The following is a 17073-nucleotide window of genomic DNA, read 5'->3' on the forward strand; positions in this document are numbered from 1 at the left end:
CCGCCTGCGCGTGGAGGCGCAACCCGGACCGGGCGCGGGCGTCCGCGTCGCGGGCCACGTGCGGCGCATCGAGGGTCGCGCGGAACCCGAAGCCCGCGCCGCGGTGTGACCGGAGCCGCGAGATATGACGGCGGTGTCGGGGGCACTCTCGCGGGCGGACAGGAAACCGGGGGACCGGTTTCGGCGTCCCGCCCGCCCGGCGCAGTCCGGGCCTGGCGTCTCGCGGCGCTGCGGCGCCCCTCGGCCACGCCCTTCGACGCGAGCGCCCGGCCGGGCGCGTCCCACCGCGTTCATGCCGGGGCAGGTTTGTGACGACGATGCCCGGAAATTGCCAAGCCCACGAAGTGGACTTGTAGACGTTGCACGCGGCCCGCCCGGCCCGGACTGTTCCTCGCAGCGCATGGGCGGTGGTACGCCTGTGACATCGGCGTGCGGATGTTGCTTCGACCTACGAAGCAACGCTGGACGCGAGGTGAGCCTTGACCGGCCTGACGCCTCCTTGGTGGCGATGCGGTCGGGGCAGACAGGTGACGCCTACGTTCGGGCATTGTTTGGCTCATCGAGTGTCGCTGTTTTGGTTGCGAACACTGACCTGGCCCGGTCCATTTCGTGCGGCGCGTGGGTGCAGGCGCACCTATGACATCGGCGCGCGGGCGGAGCGGGGCGCGTGAAGCGGAGTTGCACGCGAAGCCAGGCCGCGACTGGCCTGACGCCTACTTTGCAGCTATGCTGTCGGGGCAGATGCGTCATATCTGCGCTTGGTTTCGCTCAGTGCATCGATCGGGCCAGGTTGTGCAGAGAACGCCCCCCTTGCCCGTTTCAGTCGCGTCAGCGCATGGGCGGTGGTGCGCCTGTGATATCGGCGTTCGGACGCACGAAGCAACGCTGGGCGCGTGGGGAGTGCCGCGCAGAGTACGACGCATCTTCAGCGGCGCTCAGGCGGGGTGCAGACCCGTTACAGCTGCGCTCGAGACTTTGCTCGGTGCACGAAGCGAAGCCAGGCGCGTGGCGAGCTTCGATCGAGGCTCGACGCGCCCCATCGGCGCCGGTGCGGTGGCTGGCCTTTGCAATCGATGCCTGGCGCAAGAGGCGGCGTGGGACGCGTGGTGAGCATCCCGCTCGGGTCTGACGCCCATCGCACAGGGCGGCGCGGCGTCTGGCGCTGTCCTGAGGGCTTTATGAGGATCGCTGCGTCTATCCGGGAGGGGCGGGCGGATGGTTCGCGGCGACAGATGACGGGCAGTTCCGCCGCGCGTTTGCCGCTGACGAAGTGTAACAGGGGGTTGAAGTTGCGCCCCGCACGGCGGCGAGACGACGGCCATCGGCCCGCACATTCCGGTCCCGTGCTGCCGCGAAACGTCATCTCGCAGCGGCGCATGAAGAGGCGCGTGGCCTCCGACCTTCGGGGCACCCTGCGGGCGGTGGAGATGGCGCGAAGCAGGTCCTTCGCGTCTCGATGTCGCGCTGTCTGTGTCTTCGGAAGGGGCAGTCCTGGACAGGATGTCGCAATCCGGGCGTCCTGCTTTCGGCTCGTCGGGGCACGGCTGGTTCGCGCCGATGGTGATGCGGTGCCCGTTGTCTTCCGAACGATGTGCCGGGTGTGTCTACGATGCGGAGGTGAGCATCGGGGAAACGCCGATCTGGGGCGTATCTCGGAGCGCTTCGATGGCGGAGCGCCCTGAAGGACGCTGGGTGCGGCCGCGATGGGATGGGCCGATCCCGGGCACGCGGCGCGAGGCTTCGGGGACGGGGCGGAGACGGTTCGGGATGTCGGATGCGCGCCAGCGGCGGCGGGGCCGTGCAACGGGGGAAACGCTCGTGCGGGGGGCGGTCGGGCGATCGCCGGGGGGCTCGGGTGCCGTCCTTCCGGCGGTCGATCGTTGCGTCCGGCTCCACGCTTCGCACTGGTTGCGTGTGGCTGTCGGGGTGCGCAGGACCGGGCCCGCCATCTGCGGGCAGGCCTGCCCGCGCGAATGCGAATGCGGCGGTGCGGCATCTGGCGCAGGCGGCCCGATCTGTTAAGATGTGGCCATGTCGATCTGGACCCGCATCACGGACGCTGTGTCGGCCCTTCGCCAAGGCGAGGGGCTGTCGGCGGTGTTCGATCGGTTGAGCGCGCCGCCCGAGCGCTCGGTGGCGTTCACCATCGCGGTGATCGCGCTGGGCGCGAAGATGGCCAAGGCCGACGGGCAGGTCACGCGCGACGAGGTCACTGCCTTCCGCGAGGTCTTCGCCATCTCGCCGCGCGACGAGGCGAAGGCGGCGCGGGTCTTCAACCTCGCGCGGCAGGACGCGGCGGGGTTCGAGTCCTATGCCGCCCAGATCGCCCGCATGTTCGGTGGCGACCGGTCGGTGCTGGAAGACCTGATGGAGGGCCTGTTCCACATCGCGGTGGCGGACGGGGTCTACCATCCCGACGAGGATACCTTCCTCGCCCGCGTGGCGGAAATGTTCGGGCTGGGCGAGCGGTGCTTCCGTGTCCTGCGCGCGCGCCATGTGCCCGACGCGGCGCCCGATCCCTACGACGTGCTGGGCGTCTCGCCGGAGATGACGCTCGACGAGATGCGCGCGCGGTGGCGCGCGCTGGTGCGTGAGACCCATCCCGATCGCATGATCGCGCGCGGTGTGCCCGAGGAGGCCGTAAAACTGGCAACCCGCAGACTTGCCGCGATAAATCGGGCTTGGGAAGAGGTCCTGGAGGCCCGTTCGGCGGCCTGATTCACGAAAAAATGACGGTGATGCGCAAAAAATCGCCGATCGTCGGAACCATTTGTCGCAGCCGCCGTTGGTGCAGCACTGTGGTTATTGCACCCGAAGAATTGGAGACACCTATGAAATTCGCATCTGTTGCACTGATCGGCGGCATGGCAGTCGCTCTCGCGGCCTGTGGTGGCGAGGATGAAGTCATCGTGACCGAGCCCGTGGTGGATGTGGTCGCGACCGACTACACCGTCTACTTCGGCTTCGACCGCGCGGACCTGACCGCCGAAGGCCAGCAGACCGTGGCAGACGCGTCCGGCACCGCCAACGCGATCGGCGCAAACTCCGTGTCCGTCGTCGGTCACACCGACACCGTCGGCTCGGTCGCCTACAACCAGGCGCTGTCCGAAGCCCGCGCGGCGACGGTCGTCGGCGCGATGATCGGCAACGGCGTGAACCCGGCCATCATCACCGCCTCCGGCCGCTCGGAGCTGGACCTGGCCGTCCCGACCGCGGACGGTGTGCGCGAGCCGCGCAACCGCCGGGTCGAAATCTCGGCCAACTGATCTAGGATCAGAAAGGGCCCCCGGTGCACGCAACGGCGCCGGGGGCTTTTTTTCGAAGCGCCATCACGGCATTGGGACGGTTCGCGATGCGAAATTGCATCACTCCAAAACAATCTAAGCCGCGCGATTGCGTGACGCTGTACTTGAATCGATTTGTGCAGCGTCCTACCCGGGACGGCCTTGCCCTTCGGCTTGGTCGATAAGGATCACCTCTAACGAAAGAATGGAGAGAGGGATGAAAACTGCTTCCGTCATGATGTTCGGCGCGGCTGCCTTCCTGGCAGCATGCGGCGGTAACGAAGCTCCGATGGGCGTCGTCGCCGTCGAGCCCACCGTCGTCGCAGCTCCGACCGACTACACCGTGTTCTTCGCCTTCGACCGCGCGGACCTGACCGCGCAGGGCGCACAGACCGTCGCCGAGGCGTCCACCGCCGCGAACGGCGCGACCTCCGTGTCCGTCGTCGGCCACACCGACACCGTCGGTTCGGTCGCCTACAACCAGGGCCTGTCCGAAGCGCGTGCGGCAACCGTCGTCGGCGCAATGGTCGGCAACGGCGTGAACCCCGCCGTGATCACCGCTTCCGGCCGTTCGGAGCTGGACCTGGCCGTTCCGACCGCCGATGGCGTTCGTGAGCAGGCAAACCGCCGCGTCGAGATCTCGGTCGACGGCGTCGCCGTGGTCGAGGAAGAAGTCGCGCTGAACTGCGTGATCGTCGCCTCCGACGGCCTGTGCGAGGCGTCCAGCTCCGACGTCGGCTACGTCGAGCACAACTGATCGCGCGCCGGGTTCGCCCGGCCCGATAGACTTTCAGGAACGCCCCGGACCCAAGCGGTCCGGGGCGTTTCGTTTTGCGCACCGGGCCGACAGGCCGACGGATCGCCCCGGACGCCGAATTGTTCCCGCGGGTCCCCATTGTTCCGCCGCGGACGCGGCATAGGTTCAGGGACAACCAACCGAACTTCGAGCCGGAGCCTTCTTCCATGACCGACCCCCTTGCCCTGCCCTTCCCCGTCCGCCTGCAACCCGGCGAGGAGGGCGCCGGGCCCGATGGCCTGGGCGATCTGCCCGAATGGGATTTCTCCGCCCTCTATGCCGGTCAGGACGACCCGAAGATCGAGAGCGACCTGAAATGGCTGGAGGATGCGGCCACGAGCTTCCAGGCGGACTACGAGGGGCATCTGGCCGACAAGACCGGCGCGGGGCTCGCCACCTGCATCCAGCGCTACGAGCAGATGCAAAGCGTGATGGGGCGCATCATGTCCTTCGCGGGGCTGCGCTATTACCAGAACACCACCGATGCGGGCCGGGCGAAGTTCATGTCCGACATGCAGGACCGGATCACCAACATCTCGGCGCATCTGGTGTTCTTCGGGCTGGAGATGAACCGGATCGAGGACGCGCATTACGAGGACCTGATCGCGTCCGACACGACGCTGGCGCGCTACAAGCCGGTGCTCGACCGGATGCGGGCGATGAAGCCCTACCAGCTGTCGGACGAGCTGGAGAAGTTCCTGCACGACCAGTCGGTCGTGGGCAGCTCGGCCTGGAACCGGCTGTTCGACGAGACGATGGCGGGGCTGACCTTCGACGTGGAGGGCGAGGAGCTGCCGCTGGAGGCGACGCTGAACCTGCTGACCGATAGCGACCGCGCGAAGCGGGAGGCGGCGACCCACGCGCTGATCGCGGTGTTCCGCGAGAACCTGCCGCTGTTCGCGCGGATCACCAACACGCTCGCCAAGGAAAAGGAGATCGAGGATCGCTGGCGCAAGCTGCCGACCCCGCAGACCGGGCGGCACCTGTCGAACCATGTCGAGCCGGAGGTGGTGGAGGCGCTGCGCAACGCGGTGGTCGCGGCCTATCCGCGGCTGAGCCACCGCTATTACGCGCTGAAGGCGAAATGGCTGGGCCTCGACACGATGCAGGTCTGGGACCGCAACGCGCCGCTGCCGACCGCGGACGATCGCAGGATCGGCTGGGACGAGGCGCGCCAGATGGTCACGGACGCCTATGCGGGATTCGATCCGAAGATGGCGGAGCTGGCCGAGCCCTTCTTCACCGAAGGGTGGATCGACGCGCCGGTGAAGCCGGGCAAGGCGCCCGGTGCCTTCGCCCATCCCACCGTGACGGACGCGCATCCGTTCGTGATGCTGAACTATCTGGGCAAGCAGCGCGACGTGATGACGCTGGCGCATGAGCTGGGCCACGGCGTGCATCAGCGGTTGGCGGCCAAGCAGGGGGAGCTGCTGTCCTCCACCCCGCTGACGCTGGCGGAGACGGCGAGCGTGTTCGGGGAGATGCTGACCTTCCAGAAGTTGCTGGACGGCACGACCGATCCTGCGAAACGCAAGGCGCTGATCGCCTCGAAGGTCGAGGACATGATCAACACGGTCGTGCGGCAGATCGCCTTCTACGATTTCGAGTGCAAGCTGCACGCCGCGCGGCGCGAGGGCGAGCTGACGCCCGACGACATCAACGCGATCTGGATGAGCGTGCAGGCCGAGAGCCTCGGCCCCGTCTTCGAGTTCGTGGACGGGTACGAGGTGTTCTGGACCTATATCCCGCATTTCATCCACTCGCCCTTCTACGTCTACGCCTATGCGTTCGGCGACGGGCTGGTGAACGCGCTCTACGCCGTCTACCGCGAGGGCGATCCCGACTTTCAGGCGAAGTATTTCGAGATGCTGGAGGCCGGAGGCTCGAAGCATCACAAGGAGCTGCTGGCGCCGTTCGGCCTCGACGCCTCGGACCCGAAATTCTGGGAGAAGGGGCTCGGGGTCATCGAGGGGCTGATCGACGAGCTGGAGGCGATGGAGGACTGACCCCCGCCATTGCAGCGGGTCGGGGGAAGACTATGTGACGGGCGCGCGGCCTTTCGCGTTCATCACGGTTGCCCGGCATGACCGAACGATCTCAACGACTGCGCGCGATGGCCCGGTTTCGGATCGCGCTGTTCAACATGCCGCCCGCCAAGCTGCTGCTGACGGGCTATGTCAGCTACATGCTGGTCGGCTGGATGCTGCTGAGCCTGCCGGTCGCGCAGGTGGAGGCGGTGCGCGCCATCGACACGCTGTTCATCGCGACCTCCGCCGTGTCGACAACCGGGCTGGTCAGCGTCGATCCCGGCGGGAGTTTCACCTTCTTCGGCGAGGTGGTGATCCTGCTGCTGATCCAGGCGGGGGGCCTGGGCTACATGACCATCGGCTCCTTCGCCACGCTCGCCATCATGGGCAAGCTGCCGGGGATGCGCGCGCGGGCGACGAAGCATGCGTTCAACCTGCCCGACAGCATCCGGCCGCGGCAGTTCATCGTGTCGGTCGTGGCGTTCACGCTGGTGGTGGAGGTGGCCGGCGCGCTGGCGCTGTGGGCGTTGTTCGCGGCGGACGGGACGCCCGACGCGCTGTGGATGGGGATCTTCCATTCGGTCTCGGCGTTCTGCACGGCGGGGTTCAGCCTGTTTCCGGCCAGCTTCGAGGGCTACGAGGGGCATTTCGCGCTGAAGCTGGTGCTGTCGGTGCTGTCGATCCTGGGGGCGATGGGGTTCCTGATCGTGGTGGATGGCTGGCGCACGCTGACGGGACAGGCGCGGTTCCTGGGCTTCTCGTCCAAGGTGATCGTGCGCATGACGCTGCTGTTCCTGGCGGTCGGCACGCTGATCCTGTTCGTGGTCGAGCCGTCGTTGCGGGGGCTCAGCCCCGAGGATCGGCTGATGGACGCGTTCTTCCAGACCATGACGGCGACCACGACGGTGGGCTTCAACACCGTGCCGATCGGCGGGATCGGCGGGGCGAGCCTGATGGTGCTGTTCTTCCTGATGGTGATCGGCGCGTCGCCCGCGGGTACGGGCGGCGGGCTGAAGACCACGTCCTTCGCGGCGCTGGTGGGGCTGGTGCGCTCGACGCTGAAGGGGCGCGACCGGGTGCGCTATCTCAAGCGGGAGGTGCCGCCCGACAGGCTGCAACTGGCGACGGCCTCGCTCGCCTACTACTTCGCGCTGGCCGGGGCGGCGATGTTCCTGCTGCTGCTGACGGAGGCGGGTGCGGCCTTCGAGGTGGTGATGTTCGAGGTGATCTCGGCAATGGGAACGGTCGGCCTGAGCATGGGGCTGACCGGGGGCCTGAGCGATCTGGGCAAGCTGGTGGTGGTCGTCCTGATGACGGCGGGCCGTGTCGGCATCCTGACCTTCGGCATCGCGGTGGCGAGCCATGACGAGAGCCGGGCTGAGGAAGCCGACAACGACCTGGTGCTGTGAGCGCGGCGCGGGGCGCCTATTCCCGCGCCGCCTTGCGGATCATGTCGAGCACCGCCTGGTTGGCGCGGGACGCCTCCAGCGGGAAGGGGTAGGTCTCGCCCCGGCGGACCTTGGCCGCGAAGGCGTCGAGCTGGTCGACATATTGCGCGGCGGCGGGGAAATACCGCACCTCGCGCCGGGCGCCGCGGATCAGCGTGACCTCGGCGGCGGCGAAGTCGGGCGGGTTGAACGGGGCCGACAGCTCGATCACCCCCTCGGTGCCGTGGAAGCGCATCGACTGGTGCCGGACCATCCGCATCGAGCAGTAGAAGCTCATGGTGAAATCGCCGAAATCGAGCCAGGCGCGGGTGGTCGCGTCGATGCCGTTCTCGATGACCTGCTCGGCCCGCGCGGCCACCGGCTCGGCCCCGGTCGCGAGCCGCGTGGTCACGATGGGATAGACGCCGATATCGCCCAGCGCCCCGCCCTCGAGCGCGGCCTGGTTGCGGATGTTGTCGGGCGTGTCGTCGAAGAAGGTGAAGGCGCCCTCGACATGGACGAGCGTGCCGATGCGCCCTTCGGCGATCAGGTCGCTGACATGGTCCCATTGCGGGTGGTGGGCGACCATGAACGCCTCCGCCGCGAACCGGCCCGTGCGGTTGCGCGCCGCGATCAGGCGGTCGATGCCCGCGACGTCCCAGGCGAGCGGTTTCTCGCACAGGACATGCTTGCCCGCCTCCAGCGCCTTTTCGGTCCATTCGACGTGGAGGTTGTTGGGCAGCGGGATGTAGATCGCGTCCACGTCCGCATCCGCCAGCAGCGCCTCGTAGCTGTCATGCACGGTGACGTCGCCCACGCCCTCGGGGCGGGTGCCCGAGCGGGTGGCGACGGCGGCGAGCGTGGCGTGGCGGCTGAGCTGGATGGCCGGGATCAGCTGTTCGATGGCGATCTTGGCCATCCCCAGGATGCCCCAGCGAAGCGGACGGGTCATGAATGTTCCTCCTTGGCGATTTCGACGAGCGCGCGGTTATAGGCCTTGAGCGCATCGACCTGGAACAGCGCGCCCAGAAGTTCGGGCGGGCCGTCGTCACGCTCCTCCACCACGGGGATCATGTTGCCCCCCAACTGGTCGAAGAGCGGCATGGCGTGTTCGAGCGTCTGGCCGCGGGTCAGGTAGGCGCCCTGCTCGACCAGGCTCCAGCTTTGGGTGTCGGACGCGCCGTTCTCGGCCCCGCGCGGGCGCATCAGCGTGCCCACGGGAATGGTGCATAGCAGATATTCCTGCGGGCCTGCCGCGACATGGCGTCCCGTACGCTCCAACTGCGTGAGGAAGAAGGAGCGGTCGACGAGCTTGACCGAGACGGCGGAGGCGAGCGAGACGCTCATCATCACGGCGAGGCCCGCCTGCCAGTCGCCCACCAGCTCGAACACGATCAGCGTGGTCGAGATGGGCGCGCCGAGCACCGCAGCGGCCACCGCCCCCATCCCCGCGAGCGCATAGAGCGACTGCGCGCCCGAGAACTCGGGCACCAGCGCGGTCGCGACATAGCCGAAGGCAAGCCCGGTCAGCGCGCCCAGCATCAGCGAGGGGGAAAACACCCCGCCGCCCATGCGGCCCGCCATCGTCAGCGCGACGGCGACCACCTTGACCACGGCGAAGGTGATCGCGGTCCACAGCACCATATCGCCCGCCAGCGCGCGGTTCGTCGTCTCGTAGCCCACACCGATGATGTGCGGGAACCAGATGGCGATGAGGCCGAGCAGGAGGCCCGCCAGCGCCGGGCGCAGCGGCGTCCACAGCCGCAGCTTGCCCGCGATCCAGTCGCCCGCATCCTCGGCCCAGAAGATCGCGCGCATCATCACCACGGCCACCAGCCCGCAGACGAGGCCGAGCACCATGAAGGCGGGCAGCTCGATATAAAAGGCGAGAGTGCGCGCGGGCAGGTCGAATTCCGACAGGTCCCCCGACCACATGCGGCTGACCACGGTGCCCGCGACGGAGGCCACGACGATCGGTGCGAAGGCGTGGATCGCGAAATGGCGCAGGATGACTTCCAGCGCGAAGAGGGCGCCGGCGATCGGTGCGTTGAAGCTGGCGGAGACCGCGCCCGCCACCGCGCAGCCCAGAAGGTCGCGCGCGGTGATGTCGGCGGCGCGCAGCCAGTTGGAGATCGCCGAGGAGATCAGCGCCGCGATGTGCACCACCGGCCCCTCCCGCCCCGTGGAGCCACCGGTCGAAAGCGTGATGAGCGAGGCGGCGGCGGAGGCGAGGCCGGCCTCCTTCTCCACCCGGCCATGACCCAGCGCCGCGCCCTCGATCACATGCGCGACGGAGCGGCCGCGCCCGTCCGGCGTGAAGCGCCAAAGGATCAGCCCGACGACGAATCCGCCCGCGACGGGGATGCCGAGCACCCAGTACCAGGGCAGCGTCGAGAGGTGGGAATGGAGCTGTGCGTCGGTCTCGCCGTAGATCGCCTCCTGCAGGAAGGCGATGCCCTCGCGGAAGGCGACGGCGGCGATGCCCGCAAGCGTGCCGAGAACCAGCGCGATCAACCAGAACTGGATCTGGTCCGGCCCGCGGGTGCGCATGCGTCTGACCGCCGAGACGACGATGCCGCGCTGGCGCGCGTAGAGCGATGCGATGCTCTCTGGCAAGTGGCCCTCCTGCCCCCGAGGTCCTGCCTAGCATCGCGGGCGGGGCATGGGAAGGCGGGCGCGGGTCACTCGCGCAGGAGGATGCCGATACCCAGCCCCGCGAGCACGGCGGCGCTGCCCCGGTCGATCGCGGCCTTGGCGCGGATGTAGCGCGCCCGGATCGCGGGGCGCGACAAGACGAGGGCGACGGCGGCGTACCAGGCGAACTCGTTGAGACAGACGATGGCGAAGATGGCGAGCAGCATCCCGACCCCCGGATCGGGGGGCAGGATCGCCACGAAGATCGAGCCGAAGAAGACCGCGACCTTGGGGTTGGCGAGCTGGGTCAGCAGCCCGAGGCGCAGCGCGGCCGCGTCCCCGTGCCGCGATGGTGCATCGGCAAGGGGCAGCGGATCGTGCGCGTGGCGCAGCGTCTGCCAGGCGAGGTAGAGCAGGAACAGCGCGGCCAGCCCCTTCACCACCCCGTAGAGCGCGGGCACGGCCGCGAAGAGCGCGCCCAGCCCGAACCATGCGGCGAGCGCCCAGACCAGAGTGCCCAGCGTCAGGCCGACGGCCACCATCACCCCTGCCCGTGCCGACCCGCCCGCCGCCATCCGGCTGACGATCACGAAGGACGGGCCGGGGCTGGCCACGGCGATGAGATGGGTCGCCCAGAAGCCCGCGAGAAGGAGGGCGGCCTCCGTGCTCAAAGCTGCTCGACCGCCACCTGGTCGCGGTAGAAGGCGATGTGACCGGCGATGCGGGCCGCGGCCTCCTTGGGGTCCTCGTAGGTCCAGGCGACGTCTTCGAGCGTTCGGCTCTTGGCCACGACCGAGAAATAGGTGGCGTCGCCCTTGTGCGGGCAATGCGAGGTGCGCTCGGACGGCTCGAGGAAGGCCATCGCGATGTCGTCCTTGGGGAAGTAGATGACGGGCGGGTAGTCGCCCTCCACCAGTTCCAGTGCGTTGCTGCTTTCGGCGATCACGGCACCGGCGGCGCGGACGACCCAGGTGCCGTCGGCCCGGTGAATGGAAATGTGTTTCTCGACCATTCGCGGGTCTCCTCTCTTGTCATTGGGCGGCGTCGGGGCGCAAGCCTGCCATGTGGAACATGACGGCGCCGTGACGCTGAGCCGGTCTATGCGGACAGCGGCGCGCAGGCGGCGGTCAGCCAGTCGCGCGTCGCGGGGGGAACGAGGTCGCCGATCTCGGCCAGCACCCTCGCGTGGTAGGCGTCGAGCCACTCCCGCTCGTCGCGGGTCAGAAGGTGCGGGAGGATGAGCGCGCGGTCAATAGGGGCGAGGGTCAGCGTCTCGAACCCGTGCATGGGCAGGTCGCCGCCCTCGGGCACGGTCGGCGCCTCGACGACGACGAGGTTCTCCAGCCGGATGCCGAAGGCGCCCTCGCGGTAGTAGCCCGGTTCGTTGGACAGGATGTTGCCGGTCTCGAAGGGCTCGGTATAGCGGCGGGCGAGGCCCTGCGGTCCCTCGTGCACGCCCAGATAGGCGCCGACCCCGTGGCCGGTGCCGTGGGCGTAGTCGAAACCCGCCTCCCACAGCGGCACGCGCGCCACGGCGTCGAGATGCTGGCCGGCGAGGCCCGGCGGGAAGCGCAGGCGCGACACGGCGATCATGCCCTTGAGGACCAGCGTGAAGGCGCGCGCGGCGTCCGGGTCCACCTCGCCGATGGCGATGGCGATGGTGCGGGTGATGTCGGTGGTGCCGTCGAGATACTGCCCGCCCGAATCGACCAGCATCAGCTCGCCCGTAGTCAGGGTGCGGTCGGTCTCCTCGGTCACGCGGTAGTGGACGATGGCGCCGTTGGGGCCGGAGCCGGAGATGGTCTCGAAGGAGATGTCGCGCAGCTCGTTGGCGGTGCGGCGGCGGGATTCGAGCTCCTTGGCGATGGCGATCTCGGTGAGGCGGCCGGTCGGGCCTTCCTCGGCCAGCCAGTGCAGGAAGCCCGCCATCGCCGCGCCGTCGCGACGATGCGCCGCACGCGATCCGGCGATCTCCGCGTCGTTCTTGCGCGCCTTGGGGCGGTGGACCGGCTCGAAGTCGATCAGCTCGACATGCGACAGCGCGTCGGCCAGCGCTACGGGGGCGGAGGCGCGGTGCAGCGCGACGGGTCCATCGAGCGCCGCGAGCGCGGGCAGCAGGGCATCGGCAGGGTGGATGCGGACATCCGGCCCGAGGTGGTCGGCGACCTCGTCCGGGGTGCGGCCTTCGGCGCCGAAGAGATCGACGGTGGCGTCGCCATGCAGGATGGCGAAGAGCAGGGCCACGGGGGTGCGGGCGATATCGGCGCCGCGGATGTTCAGGAGCCATGCGATGCTGTCGGGCAGGCTGAGGACGGCGGCCCCGGCCCCCTTGGCGCGAAGATCCTCCGCGAGGCGCGCGCGCTTGTCGGCATGGGCCTCGCCCGCGAAATCGAGCGGGTGGATGACGAGCGGGGCGGCAGGCGGCGCGGGCTGGTCGGACCACGCGGCGTCGAGCGGGTTCGCGTCGAGCGGGCGCAGCTCCACCCCCTTGGGCAGGTCCTTTGTCAGGCGCGCGATCTCGCGCGGGGTGTGCAGCCAGGGGTCGAAGCCGATCGTGCCCTCGCTCAGACGCTCGGCGATCCAGGGACCGACCTCCTTGCCCGTCCAGTCCTGCGGGGCGAACGCGTCGGTATCGGTCTGCGCACGCACCTGCAGCGTATAGCGCCCGTCGACGAAGATCGCGGCCTCCTCCGCCAGGGCCACCGCGAAGCCCGCCGAGCCGGTGAAGCCGGTCAGCCAGGCCAGACGCTCGTCGCGCGGGGCCACGTTCTCCCCCTGATGGGCATCCGCGCGCGGCACGAGGACGCCGTCGAGACCCTGCGCGGCCATCTCGGCGCGCAGGGCGGCGAGGCGCGGGGCCGCGGTATCGGGGGAGGTGGTCTTATCGAAGGATTGATACATCTGGTCTCGCAAGCAATGGTGCCGTATCGGCATTGAAAATGCGCGGTCAGGCTGCGCCGGAACGTTTGGAAAGATCAAGATGCGCAAATTCTTCCGTGTGCTGGGATGGCTGCTGGTGCTGGGCTTCCTCGTCCGCATCTATTTCGATTTCGCGGGCACGGTGCTGGAGGATCGCGACTTCCGCATGGCGGAGGTCGGGCAGGTCTGGGCCAACATGCACCGCGAGAGCCTGCTGGCGTTGCAGCCGGGGGTGGAGCGCTACCTGTCGCCCGCGATCTGGGAGAACGCGATCTTCCCGGTGCTGCAGACGCCGCTGGCGCCGATCGTCCTGATCTTCGCGATCCTGTTCCTGATCGCCGGGGCCGGGTCGCCGAAGCTGCGCTGAGCTACGTCAGTCCGGCAGGATCTCGACCGTCTGGCGCAACGTGCCGTCGGGGGCGAGGATGTGGATCCGCTCCGCCGCTCCGTCGGTCGTGACAACGGCGAACCAGTCGGTGCCCTGCGTGATGGCGAGCGCGCGCTCCCCCGCGGGCAGGGTGATCCCGGAGGGAAGGGGCGGTGCGTCCGCCGGTTGCAGCCGGATGACAAGCAGCCCGACCACCGCTATGACGCCGAGGATCATCACCACGGTCAGCGTGGTGACGAGCCGCCGCAGCAGCCGCAGCGATGCGGGCTCGGGTGGCAGGTTGTCGGGAGTGGTCATGGCGGAACCCTTGCAAATCGTGGCGCTGGCCTCGGGCCGTCTTGATAAGGTGCTGGCGGACGCCGCGCCAGAGGGCAGCGGGCTGAGCCGTTCGCGCCTGCGGGCGCTGGTCGAGGGCGGTGCGGTGCGCGGGCCGAACGGGATCGAGCGCGACATCCGCCGCAAGGTGGCGGAGGGCGAGCGGTTCGAGGTCGTGCCCCCTGCCCCGGTCGAGGCGGCGCCCGCGGCGCAGGACATCCCGCTCGACGTCGTGTTCGAGGACGAGGCGCTGATCGTGGTGAACAAGCCCGCGGGCATGGTCGTGCACCCCGCCCCCGGCGCGCCGGACGGGACGCTGGTCAACGCGCTGCTACATCATTGCGGGGACAGCCTGTCGGGCATCGGGGGCGAGCGTCGGCCCGGCATCGTGCACCGGATCGACAAGGACACCTCGGGCCTCCTGGTCGTGGCGAAGTCGGACGCGGCACATCAGCCACTCGCCGCCGCCTTCGCAGCGCACGATATCGAACGGCGCTATCTGGCGCTGTGCCACGGCGTGCCCGATCCGGGCGACCCGAGGCTGCGCGGGCTCGCGGGCGTCGGGTTCGAGCCGGGCAACGTGCTGCTCATCGAAGGGGCGATCGACCGGCATCCGGGCGACCGCAAGAAGATGGCGATCCGCGCGGGCGGGCGACGCGCGGTGACGCGGGTGCGGGTGGTGGAGGAATTCGACCTCGCCCGGCCCCTGGCGGCGCTGGTGGAATGCTGGCTGGAGACGGGGCGCACGCACCAGATCCGGGTGCACATGACCCATGCGGGGCACGCCCTGATCGGCGATCCGGTCTATGGCGGGCACCGGACCGTGCCGCCGGGAGCGGAGGTGCTGCGCCGCTTCCCCCGGCAGGCGTTGCATGCGGCGACGCTGGGCTTCGCCCATCCGCTGACGGGCGAGGCGCTGCGCTTCGAGGCGGCGCTGCCCGCCGATATGGGCGGGCTGCTCGACGATCTGCGGCGGCTGACCGCCTAGCGCGTGCAGCGGCGGCGCGGTCCTGAATAGGGCTGGAACGTGCAGTCGGACGCGCGGAAGCTGCGGTAGAAGCGCGAACAGGCCCGCACGTTGCATTGCGGGGCGGCAGCGGCAGCCGCCGCGGCCTGCGCATCGGGCAACGCGAGGGCCGCGGCACGCGCGGCGGGGCCGTCGGGGGTCAGCCCCTCGCTGGCCCCGGTCATCAACGCCGAGAAGATCTGCGCGGGTCGACCGCCGCCGGTGCTGGCATCGCCCAGCGGCGCGTTGTCGTCGCGCCCGATCCACACGCCGATGACGAGCTGGTCGGAGAAGCCGATGAACCACGCGTCGCGCGAGTCCTGGCTGGTGCCGGTCTTGCCCGCCACCGGCCCGCCCCAGGCGGCGTTGCGGCCCGTGCCCTGCGACACCACGGCGGCGAGCAGGTCGGCAAGGCCGTCGCGGACCTCCGGCTGAAGCGTGCCGCCGGGGCCGGTCGCGATCTCGTAGGCCGGGCCGCCCTCGCCCAGCGCGATGCGGGCGATGCCCGTCGCCTCGATCGGGGCGCGACCGGCAAGCACGGCGGCATAGGCTTCGGTCATGTCGAGCAGCGTGGTCTCGGACGTGCCGAGGGAGAGGGCCGGCACCTCGGGCAGCTCGCCCTCGAAGCCGAAGGCGCGGGCGGTCTCGGCCACGTTGTCGAGGCCGAGTTCGAGCGCCAGCCCCGCCGCCGCGCCGTTCAGGGAGGCGGCGAAGGCCTCGCGCAGGGTGACGACGCCGCGAAACTCGCCGGAGAAGTTCTGGGGCGCCCAGCCGTCCACCTCGACGCGCTGGTCGCGCACGCGGTCGTCGGGGGCGACGCCCGCGCCCAGCGCGACCGCGTAAGTGAAGAGCTTGAAGGTCGAGCCCGGCTGGCGCTGCGCCTGGGTCGCGCGGTTGAACTCGCCCGCCGGGTCGCGCCCGCCGACCATCGCACGCACGCGACCCTCGGCATCCATGACGACGATGGCGCCGTCCGCCTCGGGCAACTCGGCCAGCCCCTCGGTCAGCGCGGTCTGCGCGAGTGCCTGGATGCGCGGGTCGAGCGTGGCGGTGACGGTGACGTCGGCGGCGATCTCCTCGGCGATGGCCTCGGCCTGCGGGAGCATCCAGTCGGCGAACCACGCGCCCTGCCAGTCGCCCTCGCTGGTGGTCGCGGCGCGGGGACGCGCGGTGATGCCTGCGAGCGCATCGGTCGCCTGCCGGGCCGTCGCCTCGTCGATCCGGCCCTGGTCGGCCATCAGGCGCAGGACGAGGGCGGCGCGTTCGCGCGCGGCCTCGGGATCGGTGCGCAGGTTCAGGCGCGACGGGGCGGATATCGAGGCAGCGAGCAGGGCCGATTGCGGCAGCGTCAGCTCGCTATGCGGGATGCCGAACAGCACTTCGGAGGCGGCGGGCACGCCCGAGGCCCCGGCGCCGAGATAAATGGAATTGAGATAGAGTTCGAGGATCCGCTCCTTGCCCAGCTGCCGATCGAGGTTGCGGGCGATCACCGCCTCCTGTGCCTTGCGGCGCAGGGTGCGGGTGTCGTCGAGGTAGAGCACCTTGACGAGCTGTTGCGTCAGGGTCGAGCCGCCCTCCACCACGCCGCCCGCGCGCCAGTTGCGTACCGCCGCGCGCAGGATGCCGCGCGGATCGACGCCGGAATGCTCGTAGAAGCGGCGATCCTCCACGGCGAGGACGGCGTCCTGCAGATGCTGGGGGAACTCGTCGAGCGCGGCATAGGGCGCGCGGTTGCCGCCGCGGCGCAGTAGGGCCGTGCCGTCTGCGGTCTCCAGCACCAGCGCGGGCTCCTCCGCCGCGGGCAGGACCTGGCTGAGCGGGAGGTCACGGATTGCCCAGACGGTAAGCGCGGTCAGGAACACCACGGCGAGGACGGCGAGGCCTGCCAGCGCCCCGAGGGTGTAGAGCGGCCAGCGCGGGCGGCGACCGTCGGGACGGCGCGACACGGCACGCCGGGCAACTCCGCCGATCCGCCCTGCCCCGCCGCGCACGCCCGCGCCGACGCGGGCGCGGAAGCCTTCGGTGCCCTTCCAGCCCCGCGCGGCATCGCGCCGAAGCGCCGCGCCGAGCGAGGAGATCGCGGCCCCCGTCTCCGATCCCGTGCGGGGGGTGTCCCCGTCCGCCTGCCGCGTCTCGTCCCTGCCGTCTTCCACGAAAATCCTCCGAGCCTGTCTGGCCTGCGAGATAACACGGGCCACGTGGCGGGAAAGGCGAATGTTTCAGTCCCGCGACCGCGCGACACGCCGGCGTGAACAATCGGAACTTTGCGCCCGGATT

General features: G+C 69.8%; 14 protein-coding genes. 7 read left to right on the plus strand and 7 right to left on the minus strand.

Annotated elements, in window-relative coordinates; translation table 11 throughout:
- The first annotated feature begins 2031 nt into the window (after positions 1-2031).
- The 5 genes from RX333_RS09965 to RX333_RS09985 all read left to right on the plus strand — a co-directional run bounded on the left by RX333_RS09965 (position 2032) and on the right by RX333_RS09985 (position 7516).
- Positions 2032-2718, plus strand: a complete 687-nt coding sequence (locus RX333_RS09965) for a molecular chaperone DjiA (protein WP_316014788.1) — start codon at positions 2032-2034, stop codon at positions 2716-2718.
- A gap of 146 nt (positions 2719-2864) precedes the next feature.
- The gene (locus tag RX333_RS09970) at positions 2865-3266 is read left to right on the plus strand and encodes an OmpA family protein (RefSeq protein WP_316014789.1); all 402 of its coding nucleotides are present in this window, start codon (positions 2865-2867) and stop codon (positions 3264-3266) included.
- Between the two features lie 235 nt (positions 3267-3501).
- The gene (locus RX333_RS09975; RefSeq protein ID WP_316014790.1) at positions 3502-4041 is read left to right on the plus strand and encodes an OmpA family protein; all 540 of its coding nucleotides are present in this window, start codon (positions 3502-3504) and stop codon (positions 4039-4041) included.
- A 206-nt stretch (positions 4042-4247) separates the two neighbouring features.
- Entirely contained in the window at positions 4248-6086 is a 1839-nt protein-coding gene (locus RX333_RS09980) for a M3 family oligoendopeptidase (protein WP_316014791.1), read from the plus strand.
- Positions 6087-6163: 77 nt separating this feature from the next.
- A complete protein-coding gene (locus RX333_RS09985; protein ID WP_316014792.1) occupies positions 6164-7516 on the plus strand; it encodes a TrkH family potassium uptake protein in 1353 nt (450 codons plus the stop codon).
- Positions 7517-7532: 16 nt separating this feature from the next.
- Here RX333_RS09985 and RX333_RS09990 read toward each other — a convergent pair whose 3' ends face one another.
- From RX333_RS09990 to RX333_RS10010, 5 genes are all read right to left on the minus strand, one after another.
- Positions 7533-8486, minus strand: a complete 954-nt coding sequence (locus RX333_RS09990; protein ID WP_316014793.1) for a Gfo/Idh/MocA family oxidoreductase — start codon at positions 8484-8486, stop codon at positions 7533-7535.
- The gene (locus RX333_RS09995) at positions 8483-10150 is read right to left on the minus strand and encodes a chloride channel protein (RefSeq protein WP_410056064.1); all 1668 of its coding nucleotides are present in this window, start codon (positions 10148-10150) and stop codon (positions 8483-8485) included. The genes RX333_RS09990 and RX333_RS09995 overlap by 4 nt, the downstream gene beginning before the upstream one ends.
- Positions 10151-10215: 65 nt before the next feature.
- Positions 10216-10839: a LysE family translocator gene (locus tag RX333_RS10000; protein WP_316014794.1), complete on the minus strand. Its 624-nt coding sequence runs from the start codon at positions 10837-10839 to the stop codon at positions 10216-10218.
- Positions 10836-11180 carry a DUF427 domain-containing protein gene (locus RX333_RS10005; RefSeq protein ID WP_316014795.1) on the minus strand — a complete coding sequence of 115 codons (345 nt, stop codon included), beginning with the start codon at positions 11178-11180 and terminating at the stop codon, positions 10836-10838. The genes RX333_RS10000 and RX333_RS10005 overlap by 4 nt, the downstream gene beginning before the upstream one ends.
- Positions 11181-11266: 86 nt before the next feature.
- On the minus strand, positions 11267-13069 hold the full coding sequence (locus RX333_RS10010) for an aminopeptidase P family protein (protein WP_316014796.1): 1803 nt from the start codon (positions 13067-13069) through the stop codon (positions 11267-11269).
- A gap of 79 nt (positions 13070-13148) precedes the next feature.
- Between RX333_RS10010 and RX333_RS10015 the strand changes: the two genes are divergently transcribed.
- Complete coding sequence (locus RX333_RS10015; RefSeq protein ID WP_316014797.1) at positions 13149-13454, plus strand: hypothetical protein; 306 nt, start codon at positions 13149-13151, stop codon at positions 13452-13454.
- Positions 13455-13460: 6 nt separating this feature from the next.
- Here RX333_RS10015 and RX333_RS10020 read toward each other — a convergent pair whose 3' ends face one another.
- A complete protein-coding gene (locus RX333_RS10020) occupies positions 13461-13772 on the minus strand; it encodes a DUF6476 family protein (RefSeq protein WP_316014798.1) in 312 nt (103 codons plus the stop codon).
- Here RX333_RS10020 and RX333_RS10025 point away from each other — a divergent pair.
- On the plus strand, positions 13771-14778 hold the full coding sequence (locus RX333_RS10025; RefSeq protein ID WP_316014799.1) for an RluA family pseudouridine synthase: 1008 nt from the start codon (positions 13771-13773) through the stop codon (positions 14776-14778). The genes RX333_RS10020 and RX333_RS10025 overlap by 2 nt on opposite strands.
- On the opposite strand, the gene RX333_RS10030 is transcribed toward RX333_RS10025, so the two are convergent.
- Positions 14775-16949 (minus strand): transglycosylase domain-containing protein, encoded by a 2175-nt coding sequence (locus RX333_RS10030; RefSeq protein ID WP_316014800.1) that lies wholly within the window; start codon positions 16947-16949, stop codon positions 14775-14777. The genes RX333_RS10025 and RX333_RS10030 overlap by 4 nt on opposite strands.
- Positions 16950-17073: the final 124 nt, after the last annotated feature.

The organism is Roseobacter sp. HKCCA0434 (assembly GCF_032464675.1).
In the GTDB taxonomy this organism is placed as follows: domain Bacteria; phylum Pseudomonadota; class Alphaproteobacteria; order Rhodobacterales; family Rhodobacteraceae; genus Pontivivens.